Below are 20,279 nucleotides of genomic sequence, written 5' to 3'. Positions count from 1 at the left end.
GGAGAGAGACCATGACAACCCATGCCAAAGCGGCGCGCTCGACGCCGCCCGCGCAGGAGTTCGACTACATCGTGATCGGCGCCGGCACGGCCGGCTGCACCGTGGCCGCGCGGCTGGCCGAGGCGGGCGATGCCACCGTCGCGCTGCTTGAGGCCGGCCCGCACGACCACCACGGCACGGTATCCACGCCGCTGGGCCTGGCGCGCACGGTGCGCCGGCCAGGCCCGCGCAACTACGGCTACTTCTCGGAGCCGCAGGAAGGACTGGGTGGGCGCCCCTCGTACCAGCCGCGCGGCCGGGGCCTTGGCGGCAGCTCGTCGATCAACGCGATGATCTATATCCGCGGGCACCGGCGCGACTACGACGACTGGGCAAGGGCCGGATGCGACGGTTGGGGGTTCGACGACGTGCTGCCGTACTTCCGCCGCAGCGAGCGCAACGCGCGGCTGGGCGCGGATCCGCTGCATGGCGGGGAAGGGCCCGTGCACGTCTGCGACCTGCGCTCGCCCAATCCGTTCTCGCGCCGCTTCATCGAGGCCGCGCAACAGGCCGGCATTCCGGCCAACGACGACTTCAACGGCGCCGAGCAGGAGGGCGTCGGCATGTTCCAGGTCACCCAGCACAACGGCGAGCGCTGGAACGCCGCGCGCGCCTACCTGCACGGCGGCGACCGGCGCGACAGCACCCACCGCGGCGGGCGGGCGTGCCTGGCGGTGATGACCGACACGCAGGTCCTGCGGCTGCTGTTCGACGGCCGGCGCGCCACCGGCGTGCGCATCGTTCGCGACGGCATCGAGCAGACGCTGCGCGCGCGCCGCGAGATCATCGTCAGCGGCGGGGCCTTCAACTCCCCGCAACTGCTGCTCGCCTCGGGCGTCGGCCCGGCGCAGCAGCTGCGCGCGCTTGGCATCCCGGTCGTCCACGACCTGCCCGGCGTCGGCGAAAACCTGCAGGACCATCTGGACATCATCATCGGCAAGCCGGTGCGCTCGACCCAGCTGTTCGGCTATTCGATGACGGGCGTGCTGCGCATGGCGGGGGAAGTGGTGCGCTATCGCCGCTCGCGCCTGGGCATGCTGTCGTCCAACGTGGCCGAGGCCGGCGCCTTCGTCCGGTCAAGCCCGGGGCTCGACGCGCCGGACCTGCAACTGCATTTCGCGCCGGCGCTGCTCGGCAGCCAGCACAGCGCGAGCGGCCGGCCGGGGCATGGCTATTCCTGTCACGCCTGCGTGCTGCGCCCGCGCAGCCGCGGCCATGTGCGGCTGCGCTCGGCCGATACGCGGGAGGCGCCGTCCATCGACCCGCGCTTCTTGTCCGAAGAATCCGATATGGAAGGCATGGTCGCCGGCGTGCGGCTGATGCGCCGGATCTTCGCGCAACCCGCGCTGGCCAGCGCCGGCGGCGATGACGGCCTCACCGCGCTGTTCGGACCCGGCGACGGCAACGAGGCCGCCATCCGCGACTTCATCCGCGCCAACGCGGACAGCATCTACCACCCGGTGGGCACCTGCCGCATGGGCACGGACGAGCTGGCGGTCGTCGATCCGCAACTGCGCGTGCGCGGCATTGAGGGACTGCGTGTGATCGACGCCTCGGTGATGCCCACGCTGGTGGCGGGCAATACCAATGCGCCGACGTTCATGATCGCGGAAAAAGGCGCGGAGGCAATCGTCAGGAGCGGTCGCCGCGACTAAGTGCCTGAGCGTCGCAGGCGGCCGCGCATGGCGCATCCGCCTTGCCGCTCTCCTTACGTCGCGCTGATGCCCTTCGCCTTGACGATGGCGCTCCAGCGGTCGTAGTCCTTGTTCAGGCGCGCCTGCATCTGCTTGCCATCCTGGAACGAGGCGATGGCGCCGGCGGCGACGAGCTTCTGCTGCAGATCCTTGTCGTTGCCGACGATGTCGCGGGTTTCTGTGGCGATCCGGTCCAGGATCGATTGCGGCGTGTTCAGCGGCGCGATCAGGCCGCCCCACGAGTCGAAATCGAAGCCTTTGAAGCCCTGTTCGGAGACCGTCTTCACGCCGGGGAGCAGCACCTTGGCATTGGGCGAGCTCAGCGCGATGGCCTTGAGCTTGCCGGCGCGGATATGCGGCAACGCGGCCACCACATCGGCGAACATGATGCCCACCTGTCCGCCCAGCAGATCTGCCACGGCCGGCGCGCTGCCGCGGTAAGGCACATGCATCATGTCGAAGCCGCCCAGGTCCTTGAGCTGCTCCATCGCCAGATGGCCGAAGCTGCCGGTGCCCGAACTGGTGTAGTTCAGCGGCGTCTTGCTGGCCTTGGCAAAGCGGATCAGGTCCGGCAGCGTCTCGACGCCCGGCACCACAGTGGGGTTGACGACGATGGCCATCGGCAGCACGTAGACGGTGGCGACGGACGCGAAGTCCTTCTTCACGTCATACGCACTGTTGTTGTACATCAGTGGCGCCAGCAGTGCAGGCATGCCGAACATCGACAGGTTGTAGCCATCCGGCGCGCTCTTGATGAAGGCGGCGGTGCCGATCGAACCCGACGCGCCGGGCTTGTTCTCGATCACCACCTGCTGCCCCAGGCGCTCCGCCAGCTTCTGCGCCACGATGCGAGCCGCGGTGTCGGTCGGGCCGCCCGCGGGAAACGCCACCACCATCTTGATGTACTTGTCCGGCCATCCATTCCTGGCCAGCGCGGCCGGCATCATGGCCGCGAAAGACGCGGCGGCACCCGCCTTCAGAACCTGGCGCCGCGTGAATTTGATGTCGCTCATTGCATGTCTCCCCTCTGGAAAAAGTTTCTCAATATCCGATCTCGTCGATCTCTTCGATCGCTCGTCAGATGACGCCTCTCGATTGCAGCGCCGCGATCTGGCCGTCATCCAGCGCAAGCAGTTCCGTCAGCACTTCCCGCGTGTGCTCGCCCATATGGGGCGGCGGCCTGCGCACCGGCATGCGCTGTCCGTCCATGGCGTAGGGCGGCGCGAGCACCGATTGCGCGCCCGCCTCGCTGTCTTCGTAGCGATGGAGCAGGCCCGCCTGCGCGGTGCGCGTGGATTGCAGGGCGTCGAACATGCCCAGCACTTCGCCGCAGGGAATCTGCGCCGCGGTCAGGCGCCGCAGCAGGTCCGCGCGGGAGAAGCCGCGCAGCACCTCGCGCAGCGCCGGCAGCAGGATGTCGCGGTTGGCCGAGCGTGCCGTGTTGGTGGCGAACCGCTCATCTTCCGGCCACTCGGGCCGGTCGATCACGTCGCGACAGAATCGCTGGAACTGTCCGTTGTTGCCCACGGTGATGACCAGCGGGCCATCGGCGGCGTCGAACACGCCATAGGGCACGATGGACGGATGCGCGTTGCCGAACTTCGGCGGATCCTCGCCCTTGAGCAGCGCTTCCATGCCGTAGTACGAGGCAATCATCAGCCCGCAATCGTAGAGCGCCATTTGCACGTGGCGCCCTTGTCCCGTGGACTGGCGCGCGAACAGCGCGGCGAGGATGGCCTGGGCGGAATACATGCCGGTGAACATGTCCACCGCGGCCACGCCGAATTTCAGCGGCCCCTGGCCGGCTTCCCCATTGGTCGCCATCACGCCGGATTCGCCCTGCACGACCAGGTCATAGCCGGGGCGTTCCGCTTCCGGCGAAAACCGCGCGTATCCCGAGATCGAGCAGTACACCAGGCGCGGGTTGTCCGCGCGCAGCTGCTCGTAGCCAAGGCCAAGCTTTTCCGCGCCACCTACCTTGAAGTTCTGGATCACCACGTCCGACTGCGCCGCGAGCGCCCGGGCCAGCTTCGCGCCGTCCTCGCTTTGCAGATCCAGCGAGATCGAGCGCTTGTTGCGGTTGGCGCTGTTGAAGTAGGACGTGTTGCGCGTGCCGATGCGCACGCCCCAGTCGCGCGTGTCGTCGCCCCGGGCGGGATGCTCGACCTTGATGACGTCGGCGCCCAGGTCCGCCAGCGCCATGGCGCACATGGGGCCGGCGAGCACACGGGAGAGATCGAGCACCCGTACGCCGGTCAGCGGCAATGGCGGCGGCAGGGCAGTCTGTTGCTGATGCATGTTGAAGCGCCATGGCCCGGGCCAACAGGCGGGCAGACGGCGTGAATTGGATCAGCGCAGATTGTCTATATGTTCCCAATGTTTGACAATTACAACCTTTAATCGACAGATATGACAACTCGGAGTTGACATTGGACCTCAATGCATTGGGCCTGCTGGTAGATATCATCGAGGCTGGCAACCTGAGCCGGGCGGCGCGGCAACTGGGCATGAGCCGCGCCAACGTCAGCAAACGGCTCAACCATTTCGAGCGGCAGCTGGGCTCCGAGCTGCTGAAGCGCAGCACGCGCCAGATCGAGCCGACCGAGCTTGGACGCCAGCTCTATGCGCACGGGCGCGCGATCCGCCAGGAGCTGATGGCCGCAAACGAATCGGTGCAAAGCCTCGGCAAGCGGCTCAGCGGCACGGTGCGGCTGAGCGTGCCGAGCGGGTTCGGGCAGCACACCATGTCGGCCTGGTTCATCGAGTTCATGACCCTGTATCCGGCCATTACCCTCAATGTCATCTTCGATAACGACATCGAGGACCTGATCAAGGGCGCCGTGGACTTCTCGGTCCGCGTCATGGGCGACACCCCCGCCAATGCGGTCGCCTGCAGCCTGGGAGACGTCGAGTACGTCGCGTGCGCCACGCCACAGTTGATGCGGGACCATGACAGGCCGCAAACGCTCGAAGACTTGATGGACCTGCCCCTGATCACGTCGGACCTCACCGGTCAGAAGCTCAAATCGGCAGGCCGGGCAGGGGGCGCGAGCGGGCAGCGGCAGATCCGTCCGCGGCTGATGTCCGCCAATTTCTTCTTCCTGCGCGACGCCATCCTGCAAGGGCTCGGTGTGGGTCTGGTGCCGCAATACATGGTTGCGGAGGACCTCGCGGCCGGAACGTTGATCCGCCTGCCGTTGCCGCCGCGCGACCTGGCGTTTCTGCGGACCACCATGTACCTGCTGTACATGCCGGCCCGCTATCAGACCCGCGCCGTCACGACATTGATTGCGTTCCTGCGAGACAAGGCGGCTGCGCCGATGGAGGTTTAGCCCAAGGGCGGAATCGACGCCAGCAGCCCGGGCGGCTACGACAGCAGCATGATGACGATCATGCCGCCGATGGTCAGCACGGTATTGCCGACCGCATAGGTCACCGTATAGCCCAGCCCCGGCGTCTGGCTTTTGGCCGCATCGCAGATCATGCCCAGCGCGGCGGTGGTCGTGCGCGCTCCCGCGACACAGCCGAACAGCAGCGCGGGGTGGAACTTGAAGACGTACTTGCCCAGGTACATGGCCAGGAACAGCGGAATGGTGGTCGACGCGACGCCCCACAGGAACAGGCTCAGGCCGAGCTGCTGCAGGCCGGCGACGAAGCCGGGGCCAGCGCTGATGCCGACCACCGCGATAAAGACATTCAGCCCGACCGAATTCATGAACCACACGGTCGAATCCGGGATGCGCCCGAAGGTGGGATGGATCGAGCGCAGCCAGCCGAACAGCAAGCCGGCAATCAAGGTGCCCCCGGCGGTGGACAGGGTGATGGGCGCGCCGCCGACCTGGATGACCAGCGCACCGACCAGCGCGCCCAGCGCGATCGCGCCGCCGATGAATGCGACATCCGCGACATTGCTGGGACGGTCGATGTAGCCCAGCGCCTTGGCGGCCGCCGTGGTATCCGACACGCGCCCCACCAGCGTCAGGATGTCTCCACGATGAAGGGTGGTCTGCGCCAGCACCGGAATCTCGGTGCCGGTTGCGCCCCGCTTGATCCTGCGCACGAACACGCCGCGCGCGGCGGGCAGTTTTGCCAGCTCTGCGAGGGTCTTGCCGCTCGCTTCCTTGTTTGTCACGTAGACGTCGACGCCTTCAGCCTTCACGCTGAGCAGTTCGGGATCGTCGACTTCCTCGGAGCGGTGGCCGAGCAGGTCCACCAGTACCTCGCGCCGGCCCGCGATCGCCACCACGTCGCCCGCCTGAAGCACGGCGTCGCCGGTCACATCCATGATCTCGCTGCCGCGCCGCAGCCTTTCGATGAACAGGCGCGCATCGGACACCAGCGCCTCCGCCTGCGCCGCCGTCATCCCGCTGACCTTGGCACCTTCCCGGATCCGGTAGGCGCGCAGTTCGAATCCATGCCACGCGCTGTCGGGCCCGCCCAGCGACGTGTGCGCGCCCATGGTTGCCTCGTACTCCTTGCAGGCCGCGGCCAGGTCGATGCCCATCAGCTTCGGTCCGATCGTGGCGAGTACGATGGCCGAGCCGATGGTGCCGTAGATATAGGTGACGGCATAGGCGACCGGCATGGCGTCGAGCATCGCCTTGGCTTGCTCCGGCGGCAGCCCCAGCCGGTTGATCGCATCCGTAGCCAGCCCCATGGAAGCCGAGATCGTCTGCGAGCCCGCATACAGGCCCGCCGCATAGCCGAGGTCGTAGCCAGCGATCCTGGCGCACACCACCGGCACCACGATACACAGCGCGCTGACGATCAGGGCAAAGATCGCCTGGGGAATCCCGTCCTTGGCGATGCCCCGCACGAATTGCGGTCCCACACCATAGCCGACGGCAAACAGGAACATCAGGAAGAAGACCGACTTCACGTTGGCCGAGACCGTGATGCCGAGCTGGCCGATCAGTACCGCGGTAAGCAGCGTGGCGGTGACCGCGCCCAGGCTGAACCCCTTGAAGCTCTTGCCGCCGACGTAATAGCCCACCGCCAGGGAAAGAAAGATCGCGATCTCGGGATATGTGCGCAAGGTCGATTCGAACCAGCCCCACATGGCGTTCTCCGTGTTTTTCTCGCTGCGTCGACCTCGCGTCGCCGGTGTCCCGGCCGCTGCTGTTCAGCCGCGGGCGCGGCCCTTTTTGCTCATCGGCCGCTGGCGGACATGCCGCCGGATTCCGGCTCAGTCCGGCTTTGGCTGCGGCGAAAGGCCCTGGCTGGCACGGAACGTCTGCACATAGCTGCGTGCGACCGACCGGACCGCGCGGCCGATGTTCTCGTACGCGTCGTCGTTCAGGTTGGCGAAGGACACGCGGCAACTCCAGTCCGGTCCCTTGAAGCCGCTGCCATTGAGCAGCACGATTCCGTGGTCCTCGGCCAGCCGGAATACGATGTCCAGCGGGTGGATATTTGCCTTCATCCAGGTGACCACATCCTCGCCGATGTATTTGCGCAGCCAGAATTCGAAGTCGATCTCGCCGTAGTAGCGGGCGAACAGCGGGGTGCTTTGGACCTCGATGCCGAGCCCTTCCCGGCACGCCCGGGCGCGCCGCATCACGATGTTCATGCAGCGGGCCTGGTAATCCTTGGCCGTGTCCAGCAGCTCCACCAGCGAGAACAGCGTCATCATGACCTGCTGCGGCAGCGACAAGCCGGCGGTGTGGTTCAACGCCACGTCCCGGCTGTCAGCCACGATGCGGTCGATCATCCGCAGCTTGCGCGGCTCCAGCGTCAATGTGCCGTAGCGCCGATCCAGCGCGGCCAGCTTGTCCGCCGGCAGCCTGGCCAGCATGTCGTCGAGAATGTTGTTCTCGTGGATGGCGATGACGCCAAGGCGCCAGCCAGTGCAGCCAAAGTACTTGGAGAAGGAATACACGCCGATGGTGTTCTGCGGCAGGTCCGCCATCAGGGAGCGGAAGCCCTTCACGAACGTGCCGTAGACGTCGTCGGTCAGGACGATCAGGTCCGGGCGCTTGGTCTTGACCAGCTGCACCAGCTTGGCATTGGACTCCGGGGACAGCGCCATCGATGTCGGATTGCCAGGATTGACGAGGAAGAATGCCTTGATTTTGGGGTCCTCGAGCTGGGCGATGTCGGCGTCGGTGAACTGGTACTGGTCCTCCTGCTCGGTATTGATGTAGACGGCGTCGAGCTGGTAGTCCTCCAGCTGCGCGATCTCGATATAGGGCGTGAAGATCGGCGTGGCGATGGCGATGGTGTCGCCCTTGCTCAGCAGGCGGTTCGCCTGAAGGGACTTGAAGATGTAGCACATTGCCGCGGTGCCGCCCTCGACGGCATAGAGCTCGAATTTGCCGGCAGGCGGCTGGTCCGAACACATCGCCCAGTCGAGGTAGCGGCGCACGACCACCTCCGCATGGGGCAGCATCCGGTCGGGCACCGGGTAGTTGTCGCCGATGATCGAGTCCACCAGTTCGTGGACGAAGGCGTCGGCATCGAACTCCAGGGTGTCGACGGCATATGCGAGGATGCGCTGCAGCGTTGCCGCGCCAGGCATCGCGGCGTGTGCGGTCATCCACGTGCGATATCGGTCCGCGATGCCGTGCTTCTCCGGCATGCCGCCCAGGCCGGGTTCGGACATCACCCGCGTGGATTCGGTCAGCGCGAACTGGCCCAGCAGGAAGAACGCCTCGCGTGGCGTGGTGGCGATCCAGTTCGGATTGCCGCGACCGGCGTTGAGAAAGGCCGCGGCCGTCTTCTCGGAGCTGGCCCTTGCGAGCCGGATCAGTTCGTCCTTGATTTCGAAGGGGCTCAGTGCTTCGTAGTTGTGGAAGTCGATGCCGCTCATGCCGGATCTCCAACGGTGCGCACAGGGCACGGATGTCGATGCAGGACGTGGGTCCTTGCCCGATGCCGCGAGTCAATCGCCACTGGCCCCGTGGCGCGGGGCAGGCAAGTCGGCACTTTCCGGCCGAACGATGTGCCGTACCGGAGATTCAAGACATGAGCCGGCAGCAGAGCAAGTTAGATTTTTTTGAGGTGATCTGCATGATTCCGATCGAGACCCCGGATGGCGAGTCGCGCGCTTTGGCGGAAGGGCGCGTCAGCCTTGGCCTATCCGGTGCGCCAGCACCACGATGATCGGCCCGAGCACCGGCAGCATGACGTTGGCGATGGCATACGTCACCGTATAGCCCAGGAGGGGCACCGAACTGCGGCTCGCCGCAACGATGGCGCTGATGGCGGGCGTACTGACGTGCTGCCCCGCGATGGCGCCCACGAGCAGGGGCCCTTCGATCCTGAGCACCGCGTGGCCGATCCACAGCGACAGGCAGGCGGGCACCAGCGACACGGCCAGGCCGACCAGGGGCAGCACCGCGCCGTGCTCGCGCACCAGTGCGATGGCATCGGGGCCGGCCGACAGCCCCACACAGGCAACGAAGACAGCAAGGCCCAGATCCTTGAGCAGTTGGACAGCCGCCGGCGGCATGTCGGCCAGGCCGGGGCGTTTCATCGCGATCCAGCCGAAGATCAGCCCGCTCAGCAGCGCGCCGCCGCCGCTCCCGAGCGATATCGGAATGCCGGCGACGGTAACGGACAGCATGCCGATCAGCAGCCCCAGCAGTATGCCCACGCACAGAAAGACGAGATCGGTGGCCTCGGTCTGCCGGACGACGGTCCCGATTTCCCGCGCCGCTGCGTTCAACGCGACGTCGGTGCCTACGAGCATCAGCCTGTCGCCGTGCTGCAGGCGCGTGGCCGGCGTGATGGGCAGGCTCAATCCCGCTCGCGAAATCCGCTGTATCCAGACGAAACGCAGTTGCCGCCGCCTTGCGGTTCCGCCGAGCTCCTTCAGCGTCCGGCCGTTCAGCTGCCGCTTGCTGAGGACGACTTCGCGGTGGTCCAGGTCCAGCACGTCGAGCTGCGCCGGTGGGGGCGGCACCTCGATACCCACCAGCCGGCTCGCCGCGACGAGCCGTTCGCGCACGCCGAGCAGGGCGAGCCGGTCGCCAGCCTCGATGACAAGGTCCGGCACCGGTTCGATCGACAGGTCGCCACGAACGAGACTGAAGACCAGCGTGCGGCCGCCAAGCGCGCGTTCCAGCGCGTGGACGGTCATGCCGGCAGCGGCTTCGGCGCGATAGCAGCGCCCCACGACGCGAGGCAGCGCAGGCTGCGTGGCGACATCGCTCTCCGATGCCGCCTGCAGCCGCCTCGCCAGCTCCTGCGACGACGCTTGCAGGTTGATGCGGAGGAGGGCAGGTGCCACCTGGCTGGTAAAAAACACGATGCTGACCAGACCGACGAGATAGGTCAGCGTATAGGCCGTGGCGATATTCGACTCCATCCGCGCCACCTCGCCGGCATCGGCTCCAAGGCGATGAAGCGCTTCCGCCGCGGTGCCCACCACGGCCGACTCCGTCGCGGCGCCGGCGGCAAGTCCAGCCGCCGTGCCAGCGTCCAGCGCCAGCAAGCGGGTCGCCACCAGCACGATTGACGTGACCGTCACCGCTTCGATCAAAGGCAGAACGAGAAAGCGGAGGCTGGAGCGGTTCAGGTTCGCGAAGAATTGAGGCCCGCCCGAATAGCCCATGGCGAAGATGAAGAGGGCGAAGGCGACTTCCTTGAGATCGCCATGGAGCTGGCAGCCCGTCTGACCCACCAGCAATGCGACGATCAGTGTCCCGCATACCCCGCCGAGCGCAATCGGGCCAGCCTTGAGCTTTCCAATCGCGTAGCCAAGCCCGGCGGTCAGGAACAATACCGTGATGGGCACGTCATCGAAAATCCCGACCGAGCATTGCATGGGTATATCTCCCGGGCAATCGATCCAATCATCGATCCAGCATTCGGCGGCATACCGATCGTGCGACGCCAGGCCGCCGGGACACGCATGCCCGTTGCCCGGCAGCGCCATGCATGGCGCCCGTCGCTGCATCGCGCCTCAGCGCCACGCCGCATGTTATATCGGAAGATGCGCTTTACAAGCGCGGAAGGCGTCGCGCCTCACGGGCCATGGGGTGATGTCCCTGCCGGGTGGTTGCCGCATCGTCAACGCGTTCGTCGGCCCCGAGGGGAAGGCATGCAGCGCGGAGCCGAAGCCGTGGTAGCGTGGCCGCTCTCGGCATGCGTCGCATTCCGAAGGAGTGGCAAGCGCGAAGCGATTGGCCTCTGCGCGAGCCGGATCATGCCGGAGTTCGTTAGCCATGGCGCCGAATGCATTCATTCGGAGCCATGGTTCGGGCGGGCATAGATGGGATTGGGGCGGAGCACTGCGTTATGGGAGGCGTGTTGCTATGTTGTTTACCATTTAACATAACAACCATTATCGGCAGCAGCGATGTCGGCCGTTTTTTCTAATGTCGTACTTGAGATCAATTCAAATGTCGTAGTGCTCTACCCGAATGATGCCAAGCTGGCCGCCTTGCCGCCAAGCCAGGAGCGCGATCATGGGACGAGCCGACACCATCACCATGAGCATGCGTGAGCTGGACCGGTGCAAGGTCATTCAGGCCGTTGTAGACGACGGCTTGATGGTCTGGCGTGCCGCGGAGAAGCTTGGCGTCTCCAGGCGCCACGTCGAGCGACTGGTGCTGCGATATCGACGGGACGGCCCGCAAGGCCTGGTCTCCCGCAAATGGGGTCAGCCTGGCCATCGGCAGTTGCCGCCGGGTCTGGAGTCGCGCGTGCGTGGGCTGATACGCGACAGCTATGCGGACTTCGGCCCGACGCTGGCTTGCGAGAAGCTGCGCGAGCGTCATGGTGTCGAGATTTCGCCTGCCTGTGTCCGCCGGATCATGATCGACGCCGGCTTCTGGGTGCCACGCAAGCTGCGCCCACCCAAAGTCCACCAGCCGCGGCACCGGCGCGCCTGCCTGGGCGAGCTGATCCAGATCGATGGCAGCGACCACCGCTGGTTCGAGGACCGAGGGCCGGCCAGCACGCTGCTGGTGTACGTCGACGATGCGACCGGGCAGCTGATGCAACTGCTGTTTGTGCCGACCGAATCGACGTTCTCGTACTTTGCGGCCACGCGGGCCTATCTGGAGCGGCACGGCAAGCCGGTGGCCTTCTACAGCGACAAGGCGGGCGTGTTCCGGGTCAATGCCAAGGATGGGCCGGATGGGCGCGGTTACACGCAGTTTGGGCGGGCGCTGTTCGAGTTGAACATCGACATCCTGTGCGCCAATTCGAGTCAGGCCAAGGGGCGCGTGGAGCGAATGAATGGCACGCTGCAGGACCGGCTGGTCAAGGAACTGCGGCTGCGCGGGATCGACTCGCCGGCGGCCGCCAATGCCTATGCGCCGGCCTTTATCGCCGACTTTAACGCCCGCTTTGCCAAGGTGCCGCGCAGCGACTTCGATGCGCACCGGCCGGTGCGTGCGGACGAGGATCTGCGCCGGATTTTTACCTGGCGCGAATGGCGCAAGGTGTCGCAGAACCTGACCTTGCAGTACGACAAGGTCGTGTACCTGCTGCAGGACTGCGTGGCACACCGCAAGCTGATCCGCCGGACCATCGAGGTGGCCGAATACCCGGATGGGCGGATCGAGTTATGGGCCGATGGCGCTGCCCTGCCCTACAGCGTGTTCGATCCGCGCGAGACGATCCGGCAGGCGGACATCGTGGAGCACAAGCGGCTGGGGCACGTGCTGGAGATCGCGGCGCGGGTGCAGGCGTTGCGCGAGGACCGACAAACGGCGGGCCCGGCACGCACGCTCAGCGGTGGCGCGGCGATGGCCATGAAGCCAACCCCGGGCGCCAAGCGCAAGCGGCAGATCAATCGGCTGGACCTGGAAAGAGCCATCGCGAACTCAACCGCCCCACCCTGTTGAGACGGCACCGAGACCGGCCAGTTGGACTGCCTTACGTATCACGCCCAACGACAAAAAAAGCACGATCGGACTGACATTTGAATGTAGCCAGGGCGCAGACCTTTGAAAACCGCCTAGACAAAGTTTGTTGAGGACTAATAGAAATGTCCTCTTCTGGATGATTAGAAATGTCCTGTCGTAGCCCAATGACGCTCACGTTCAACTTCTCGCCCGGCCGCCCGGGAGCCAGCCGTGGACGAGCCTCAGATGGTGACGATGAGCATGCGCGAACTCGATCGGATGAAGGTCATTCAGGCTGTCGCAGATGGTCACTTGGCTCAATGGCGAGCTGCTGAGCGGCTGGGCATCACGGCTCGACAGATACGACGGCTGGTGTTGCGTTGGCAGGAGCACGGCGCTAGCGGGCTGATCTCGCGCAAGCGCGGGCGCGCCGGGAACCGACAGTTGCCTCCAGGCCTGGAAGCCCGCGTCCGCGGGCTGATTCGGGACGCCTATGCCGACTTTGGTCCCACGCTCGCTTGCGAGAAGCTACGGGAGCGCCATGGCGTCGAGCTATCCAAGGCCTGCGTGCGCCGGATCATGATCGACGCCGGCTTTTGGGTCCCGAGGAAGCTGCGCCCGGCCAAGGTCCACCAGCCGCGGCACCGGCGCGCCTGCCTGGGCGAGCTGATCCAGATCGATGGCAGCGACCACCGCTGGTTCGAGGACCGGGGCCGGCCTGCACGCTGCTGGTCTACGTCGACGATGCGACCGGGCAGCTGATGCAACTGCTGTTTGTGCCGACCGAATCGACGTTCTCGTACTTTGCGGCCACGCGGGCCTATCTGGAGCGGCACGGCAAGCCGGTGGCCTTCTACAGCGACAAGGCGAGCGTGTTCCGGGTCAATGCCAAGGATGGGCCGGATGGACGCGGTTACACGCAGTTTGGGCGGGCGCTGTTCGAGTTGAACATCGACATCCTGTGCGCCAATTCGAGTCAGGCCAAGGGGCGCGTGGAGCGAATGAATGGCACGCTGCAGGACCGGCTGGTCAAGGAACTGCGGCTGCGCGGGATCGACTCGCCGGCGGCCGCCAATGCCTATGCGCCGGCCTTCATCGCCGACTTTAACGCGCGCTTTGCCAAGGTGCCGCGCAGCGACTTTGATGCGCACCGGCCGGTGCGTGGCGATGAGGATCTGACGCGGATCTTTACCTGGCGCGAATGGCGCAAGGTGTCGCAGAACCTAACGCTGCAGTACGACCGCCTGCTCTATCTCATTGCGGACGATCGAGACCGGCGCATGCTGATCGACAAGTACATCGAGGTCGCCGAATATCCGGACGGCCGGATCCAGCTGTGGGCTGATGGCGCTTCCCTGCCCTACGTCCTCTACGGCCGGCTATCCGACGTCGATCAGGGCGCGATCGTGGAAAACAAACGCCTCGGTCATGCGCTTCGCATCGCGCAGCGCGTGCAGGAGATGCGCGACAACCGCCGCATCGAAACGACACCGTCGCGCACGCTGCTTGGCCAACCGCCGAAGCATAGGCCGGGGAGACCCTTACCGGGCACCAAATCACAGCGCCAACTCAACGAAGAGGATCTGCGGCGCGTGATCAAGGAGTTGGCCCCACCACCCCACCCCGTTGATGCCGCATCGCCTACGGCCAGCACGACTGTCCCACGGAAGCCCGGGAAAAGACGAAAAACCAGAACACCAACGCTGCACTGAAGCGGACATTCTGAACTAGCCAGCAGGCGGACATTTGAAATTGGCCAGAACAACGATGTGGCGACGTTGACGAGCGAGGCATGCCGTCGCGTGTGTGCGGAAGCGCCCTACGCGCTCAGACTAGCGCTTCGAGGTGGCTTAAGGGGCATAATCCTCAAACTCCCAAGCAAAAACCCTGGCCAGCTTCGACGCAATGTTCGGCCAGTTTTCGCCCGCGCACGATGCAACATAACCATGTATGGCGCCCTCAATCTTCCCTAAGTCGTACTCGGGAACAATCATGAGGTGACGCACCCACGTCGGCCCCGATACGGTCTGTATCAGCCACGTTGGGGTGCAAACGTGACATTCGAAATCGTCTGCACCAGCGGTGTCGGCGAGCCCGATGTGGACCCGTAGTGTCAACGTAAAGCACGTCGGATCAGGCGGAGAATAGGACGCCAAATCAGACTGATCGCAGGTTATTCCCTTCACAACGGCAAACACGGGGGCTCCTATTTCGTTACGTTCAAATGCCATTGCTTATTTTAGTGCGTTGGCCTGTTATAGGATTAGCGTTATACGCTTCAAAATTCGCCTGAACTCCCGTGGAGGCGAACGGCGAAGACTTCGCCGTTGGAGGCCTGTGCCGTCAGCACTGATCCAACCGAGTCCATCGCTGGTACTAGTTGAGCCGTCTCCCACCCAAGTCGTCCCAAGTCGGTCAGCGTCAGCGGCAGTACCGAAACCAGTGGAGAAATTCGGATTTCCTGTTCCATGCCACGTCGTCAACGCGTTCGTCAGTCCCGAGGTGAAGCCATGCAGCGCGCGGAGCCGAGGTCGCGGCAGCGTGGCCGCTCGCGGCGTGCGTCGCATTCCGAAGGAGTGGCAAGCGCGAATCGATTGGCATCTGCGCGAACCATAGCTCGGGCGGGCCATAGACGGGATTGGGGCGGAGCACGCGTACGGGAGTCGTGCTGCTATGGTGTTTTACCACTTAAGCTATTCGAAATGAATCGAGCCCTCAGCGCCGTCCGCCTGCTGCCCACCATTAATTGCCACGCCAAAGCGGCAGCACGGAAACGTCAAGTGGCCAATTTCATCGGCTGAATGAACCGAGTCGGTACAGTTGTGGTATGCCAAGCGCCGTTTTGTGCTTGGAGAATTCACAACCTGCCTCATACATCTTCCCGGAGTCGACTTTCAACACAGTAGGGGCGCCATGCCGGTGCCCGACAGCGAGTGCTGTACCTATGTCCGAAGATAGGTGAACGTATTGCCTGTCTGCTTTGTGGCGTCAAGCCTTGGGCCCAAATAAATTGTGAGAACCTGACTGTCGTGCCGTGAAAAAGACGGGCAGGCGGCCTTAGGGCTTAGAGACCAAGATTCACCTGCACTGAATGTCCTTGGTTTGCACGGATCAATATCCCGTCGTCGCTGAGTATGAACCGTCTTTTCTCGCACGTCGCTACGATGCGCTCGAGTGTCGCACGGTCGATTCGTTTCCCGCGAGCATTCATCTGCCGCAAAAGCCCCTCAACATCCGGCATCATTCGGCGAGATGCCGATCGACCAGATCGAGCCGCCCAATTGAAAAGCGATACAGCGTTTTCGCCGTAACGTGGCAACCAATCATATGGGCACAGCACTTCGCTCCAACGACCTGATTTCATTACTTCCTTCCAGTCGGAATATCTGTCCGACTCGGTAAGGACAGACCACTATTACGAACTGCTGCTTTGTCAAACCATCGAACGAACCGGCCAAAGCCGCGTTCTGCAAATCTATGTCGAGGCTTCATTTTTGGCCGCGTGGACAGCCTTTAGCCAATCCCCCAATTGAGCGGGATCGTTTGTACTGCAGTCAGCCCAAATCGTTGGCGCCATCCCGCTCAACATTGCTGCGATGTCGTCACTTCGGCCACCGTCCCTCTCGTAATACTGCTCCAAGAAGATAAACATCGCCCGATAGGCTTCATTTACTGTCAACGTCTCATTCATTTCATTTACCTGGCCTTGTAGGAAGCTAACCCGGTTTGTGGATTGAAAGGCTTTGGCGTCTCGTTGATTCCCCCATAACTCACTTTGCCATCTCGGAGCCACCCATGTCTGCGTTCCATCTGGGTTCAACCTTGCCGCCCAAGTAGTTCCATATTCATCAGTGCCCAATATAGCCGACGGATCATTTGCAACAGTTTCAAGAATTTTTCGATTCGCCGGCGTATCCCTAATGTGCCCCTCCGAATTGCGAAAGATATGCTGTGCCCGAGACTCGTCGATACCGATCTTGTTTCCAGCGTCCCCACTAGATCCCATCGAACCACTGTTCGATTCATTGTTGCTGTTGTCACTTGATAGGATCGCATTGCCAGGCGTTCCCGGTGAAGCAATCGGAGGCGCCACCACACACTGCCCATTCGGACTACAGGACATTGTCGGAGGCGTTACGACCGCCCCGCCCGTAGCAGGCGGATTGCCACCTTTCGTTGCCTCAACCAGAGGATACGCTTCAGCCAGCGGCGTCTGCCCCGGTAGCATGCCGAGGAACTGTTTTCCCCAACGGGCCAAATCGCCGAGAGGATCCTGATAGGTCTCCTTAACCCACTTTGTAACCTTGTCGGAGATCGAGTTGTTCAGGGCCTCATTCTGCGCTGCCAAGACCGCAGCCGTGGCATTCGCACCAAGCAATTGCCCGGCGGAGCGATATGCGACGTTTCGAATCGTCGCGAGAACGATACATCGGCCGAAGTCGGCCACGCCTGCAATATCTTTGATCGGCCATGCCCCGCTGCAGCTGCACATATCCGATGGCGACCAAGCCGAGAACATCGCGCAGGGTATCGATCTGGCCGACGAGGGTTGGCGCCCTCGCAGTAACAGGCGGACTAGGACGCGGAACCCGTCAGCATCGTATCCGCGATATCCAGCATCGCCCGCAAGCGATCCATATGCCGCAGGTCGTGGTGGTAGCCCACCCATATATCCCTCGTGGGAGGCTGGTCGGGCGTTTCGATGCGCTGCAATCCAGGCACGGCATCGCCCAGGGGCCGAGGCAGCACGGCAATGCCCAGGCCGCGCAGGCACATCTGCGCCTGAACGGTGCGGCTCGTGCTGGTGAAGACGCGACGTGACAGGGGAAACTTGTCGAGCAGCCACGCAACGTCGGGAAAATGGGATTGCGCCGTATTCATCAGGATCAGGCCCACCGACCCCGCATCGTTGCGCATGGCGCGCGCGGTGTCGGCCGAGCCATAGAGACCATATGGCATCGTCATCAGGCGCCGTTGAACGATATCCGGTTCGGTGAAAGGCACGATGCGAAACGCTACGTCGGCATCGCGGCGCGAGAGATTCAGCAGGCGATAGCTCGCGATTATCTCTGGCACCACGGCCGGATGGCGGCGCGTCAATTCGGCCAGTACAGGCGCCAGGACATAGCCTGCAAACCATTCCGCCGCGGATATCCGCAAGATGCCCTCGAGCCGTTCGTGATTGCCGGCCAGGCGCCTTTCCATGGCGAGCGCGGAGTTCTCCATGGACTCCGCCAGCGCCAGCACGGTGTCGCCGACATCCGTCAGCACCAGCCCATCGCTGGTCCTGCGGAATAGCGGCTGCCCTGCTTCGTCTTCCAGCGCCTTCACCCGGCGCCCGACCGTGGGATGGCTGACCCCCAGCGTGCGGGCTGCCGCGCCGAAAGACCCGCCCCGCACTACCGCCAGAAAGATACGGACGTCGCTCCATTCCATGTCGTGGATGCCCTTTCAAAAATGCACGGCAAATGTACATGAACGGCAGTTCGCAAACAATCGTGTACGCAGCACCATGGCGCCTACCACTGAACCGGCCCATTCGGGGCCGGCGGGATCCGGAGTTTCACGACATGAGCAAGTTGCAGAACAAGGTCGCCCTCGTTACCGGCGCCTCGAAAGGCATCGGCGCGGGCATCGCTCGCCGACTCGCGGCCGACGGCGCCAAAGTCGTCGTCAATTACGCCTCGAGCAGGAGCGGCGCGGACCAGGTGGTCGCCGACATCGAAGCCGCCGGCGGAAGCGCCGTGGCAGTGGGCGCGGACGTTACCAGGAAGGCGGAGGTCGACGCGCTGATCAAGGCGGCCATCGGCACCTTCGGCCGCCTGGATATCGTGGTGAACAACGCTGGCGTCTACCAGTTCGCCAAGATCGAAGATACGACCGAAGAGCTCTACCGCAAGCAGTTCGATCTGAATGTGCTGGGCCCCTTGCTGGTCAGCGGCGCCGCCGCACCGCATCTGGGCAACGGCGCCAGCATCATCAACATCGGTTCGGTCGTCACCCGCGTGCCGCCGGCCGAAAGCGCCATCTACAGCGGCTCGAAAGGTGCAATCGACACCATCACCGGCGTACTGTCGCGCGAACTCGGGACGCGCGGCATCCGCGTCAACGCTGTCAACCCCGGCCTGATCGAGACCGAAGGCACCCATGCCACCGGCGCCATCGGCTCGGACTTCCAGGCCTGGAACGAGAGCCAGACACCGCTGGGCCGCATCGGGCAGGTGCAGGACATCGCGCCCATCGTCGCGTTCCTGGCGTCCGATGACGCGGCGTGGGTAACGGGCGAAATCGTCCTGGCGTCGGGCGGCATGCGCTGACATGCCGGCCATGCTGATACAACCACTGGAGCCCGCGGTTCCTGATCCGCGCCGCTGGCTGGCCCTGGCTGTCCTGTTGACGGGCACCTTTCTGCCGCCCCTGGACTTCTTCATCGTCAACGTGGCGCTGCCCTCCATCCGCGCCGACCTGCAAGCCTCGTCGGACGTCTCGCAACTGGTGATCTCGGTCTATGCCGCGGCCTATGCCGTGACTCTGATCCTGGGCGGCCGCCTTGGCGATCTCTATGGACGCAAGCGGGTGTTCGTGGGCGGCATGCTGGGCTTTGGCCTCGCCTCCGCGCTCTGCGGCCTGGCGCCGTCACCCGGCGTGCTTGTCGTGGGGCGGCTGCTGCAAGGCATATCGGCGGCCATCATGGCACCACAGACCCTGGCGTCCATACACGCCCTCTTCCCGCCCAGCGAGAAGGGTCGCGCGCTCAGCCTCTATGGCGCGGCCATCGGCCTGGCCTCCGTGGGCGGCCAATTGCTTGGGGGTCTGCTGATATCGGCCAATCCTTGGGGACTTGGCTGGCGCGCCGTGTTCCTGATCAACCTTCCCGTCATCATGGCCGCCGTCCCGGCCGCATTGGCCCTGCTTCGTGAAAACGCCACCGAACGTGCGGCTCGCCTGGACGTCCCCGGGGCGCTGCTGCTGGCGTCAGGCTTGCTTGCCCTGGTGGTACCGCTGATCGAAGGACGGGAGCACCACTGGCCGTGGTGGTGCATCGCCTTGCTTGCCCTGAGTTTGCCGCTGCTGTATGCCTTCTGGCGCTATGAAACAAGACGGGAGCTTGCCGGCCAGACGCCCTTGGTCCTGCCCTCGCTGCTGCGCAGCCCCGGACTGCGGCGCAGCCTGGCGGCGACATTCCTGTTCTATGCACTGGCGGCGTTCTTCCTTGTGTTCGCGGTGTACGAACAGGCGGGCCTGGGGCACGACGCCCTGAGCGCTGGCCTGGCGGTCCTGCCGCTAGGCATCGGCTTCTTCCTGGGGCCGCTATGCGGGCCGCCTGTCGCGCGGTATCTGGGCACACGAACCGCCGCGTTCGGCATGATCCTGGAAGCGTCCGGTCTGGCCGCCGCAGCGGTGCTGGCCGTGTCGGGCGCTTCCGCGTGGCTGCCGCCGCCGCTGTTCCTGATTGGGTTGGGACAAGGCATCGCGCTGCCCGCGCTGGTGCGATTGAACGTGGACCAGGTCGACGCGCGCTGGGCGGGGCTGGCCTCCGGGCTGGTCAACGCCACGTTGCAGATCAGCGCCGCGGTATCCGTCGCCTTGATAGGCGGGCTATTCATCGCCATCGCGCCCGACGGCGCAGCCGCGCGGGATGTGTGGCTGGCATTCGCCGTGGCCTCATCGGCTATCGGCGCGGCACTGGCGCTGGCGGCCGGACTGAGCTGGAGCCCTATTGAAAAGTGAAAGCGCCGAATCGGTCGGC

Annotated in this window: 14 protein-coding genes and 2 pseudogenes; 6 read left to right on the top strand and 10 right to left on the bottom strand. The window is 64.5% G+C overall.

Annotated elements, in window-relative coordinates:
• Nucleotides 1-11: 11 nt before the first annotated feature.
• A complete protein-coding gene (locus LDO27_RS07980; RefSeq protein WP_224041011.1) occupies nucleotides 12-1,694 on the top strand; it encodes a GMC family oxidoreductase in 1,683 nt (560 codons plus the stop codon).
• 53 nt (nucleotides 1,695-1,747) lie between these two features.
• Here the strand turns inward: LDO27_RS07980 and LDO27_RS07975 are convergent, their stop codons facing one another.
• Together LDO27_RS07975 and LDO27_RS07970 are read right to left on the bottom strand one after the other, a co-directional pair.
• Nucleotides 1,748-2,746, bottom strand: a complete 999-nt coding sequence (locus LDO27_RS07975) for a Bug family tripartite tricarboxylate transporter substrate binding protein (protein ID WP_222200997.1) — start codon at nucleotides 2,744-2,746, stop codon at nucleotides 1,748-1,750.
• A gap of 64 nt (nucleotides 2,747-2,810) precedes the next feature.
• Nucleotides 2,811-4,031 (bottom strand): CaiB/BaiF CoA transferase family protein, encoded by a 1,221-nt coding sequence (locus LDO27_RS07970; RefSeq protein ID WP_224041009.1) that lies wholly within the window; start codon nucleotides 4,029-4,031, stop codon nucleotides 2,811-2,813.
• 131 nt (nucleotides 4,032-4,162) lie between these two features.
• Here LDO27_RS07970 and LDO27_RS07965 point away from each other — a divergent pair, with 131 nt between their 5' ends.
• A complete protein-coding gene (locus tag LDO27_RS07965; RefSeq protein WP_224041007.1) occupies nucleotides 4,163-5,065 on the top strand; it encodes a LysR family transcriptional regulator in 903 nt (300 codons plus the stop codon).
• A gap of 35 nt (nucleotides 5,066-5,100) precedes the next feature.
• On the opposite strand, the gene aspT (LDO27_RS07960) is transcribed toward LDO27_RS07965, so the two are convergent.
• From aspT (LDO27_RS07960) to aspT (LDO27_RS07950), 3 genes are all read right to left on the bottom strand, one after another.
• Nucleotides 5,101-6,792, bottom strand: coding sequence for an aspartate-alanine antiporter (gene aspT / locus LDO27_RS07960; protein ID WP_224041005.1), 1,692 nt, complete (start codon nucleotides 6,790-6,792; stop codon nucleotides 5,101-5,103).
• Between the two features lie 126 nt (nucleotides 6,793-6,918).
• A complete protein-coding gene (locus LDO27_RS07955) occupies nucleotides 6,919-8,541 on the bottom strand; it encodes a bifunctional aspartate transaminase/aspartate 4-decarboxylase (RefSeq protein WP_224041003.1) in 1,623 nt (540 codons plus the stop codon).
• Between the two features lie 255 nt (nucleotides 8,542-8,796).
• Nucleotides 8,797-10,500: an aspartate-alanine antiporter gene (aspT, locus tag LDO27_RS07950; RefSeq protein ID WP_224041001.1), complete on the bottom strand. Its 1,704-nt coding sequence runs from the start codon at nucleotides 10,498-10,500 to the stop codon at nucleotides 8,797-8,799.
• A gap of 643 nt (nucleotides 10,501-11,143) precedes the next feature.
• Here aspT (LDO27_RS07950) and LDO27_RS07945 point away from each other — a divergent pair.
• Together LDO27_RS07945 and LDO27_RS07940 are read left to right on the top strand one after the other, a co-directional pair.
• Nucleotides 11,144-12,529, top strand: coding sequence for an ISNCY family transposase (locus LDO27_RS07945; protein WP_224040999.1), 1,386 nt, complete (start codon nucleotides 11,144-11,146; stop codon nucleotides 12,527-12,529).
• Between the two features lie 246 nt (nucleotides 12,530-12,775).
• A pseudogene (locus tag LDO27_RS07940) lies at nucleotides 12,776-14,241 on the top strand (ISNCY family transposase).
• Between the two features lie 138 nt (nucleotides 14,242-14,379).
• Here the strand turns inward: LDO27_RS07940 and LDO27_RS07935 are convergent.
• The 5 genes and pseudogenes from LDO27_RS07935 to LDO27_RS07920 form a co-directional block, all read right to left on the bottom strand.
• Nucleotides 14,380-14,760 carry an immunity 8 family protein gene (locus tag LDO27_RS07935; RefSeq protein WP_224040997.1) on the bottom strand — a complete coding sequence of 127 codons (381 nt, stop codon included), beginning with the start codon at nucleotides 14,758-14,760 and terminating at the stop codon, nucleotides 14,380-14,382.
• A gap of 559 nt (nucleotides 14,761-15,319) precedes the next feature.
• Nucleotides 15,320-15,499 (bottom strand): annotated as a pseudogene (locus LDO27_RS25675) (hypothetical protein); the annotation flags it as partial.
• 94 nt (nucleotides 15,500-15,593) lie between these two features.
• Complete coding sequence (locus LDO27_RS25670; protein ID WP_224042476.1) at nucleotides 15,594-15,770, bottom strand: RNA 2'-phosphotransferase; 177 nt, start codon at nucleotides 15,768-15,770, stop codon at nucleotides 15,594-15,596.
• Nucleotides 15,771-16,004: 234 nt separating this feature from the next.
• On the bottom strand, nucleotides 16,005-16,976 hold the full coding sequence (locus tag LDO27_RS07925) for a hypothetical protein (RefSeq protein WP_224040995.1): 972 nt from the start codon (nucleotides 16,974-16,976) through the stop codon (nucleotides 16,005-16,007).
• Between the two features lie 128 nt (nucleotides 16,977-17,104).
• Nucleotides 17,105-17,965, bottom strand: coding sequence for a LysR family transcriptional regulator (locus LDO27_RS07920; RefSeq protein ID WP_224040993.1), 861 nt, complete (start codon nucleotides 17,963-17,965; stop codon nucleotides 17,105-17,107).
• 134 nt (nucleotides 17,966-18,099) lie between these two features.
• Between LDO27_RS07920 and LDO27_RS07915 the strand changes: the two genes are divergently transcribed.
• Both LDO27_RS07915 and LDO27_RS07910 read left to right on the top strand, forming a co-directional pair.
• On the top strand, nucleotides 18,100-18,846 hold the full coding sequence (locus LDO27_RS07915; RefSeq protein ID WP_224042474.1) for a glucose 1-dehydrogenase: 747 nt from the start codon (nucleotides 18,100-18,102) through the stop codon (nucleotides 18,844-18,846).
• Nucleotide 18,847: 1 nt separating this feature from the next.
• A complete protein-coding gene (locus LDO27_RS07910; protein WP_224040991.1) occupies nucleotides 18,848-20,260 on the top strand; it encodes an MFS transporter in 1,413 nt (470 codons plus the stop codon).
• Nucleotides 20,261-20,279: the final 19 nt, after the last annotated feature.

This window comes from Cupriavidus respiraculi, assembly GCF_914271545.1.
Classification (GTDB): domain Bacteria; phylum Pseudomonadota; class Gammaproteobacteria; order Burkholderiales; family Burkholderiaceae; genus Cupriavidus; species Cupriavidus respiraculi.
This window is presented reverse-complemented; position numbering and strand designations above follow the sequence as displayed.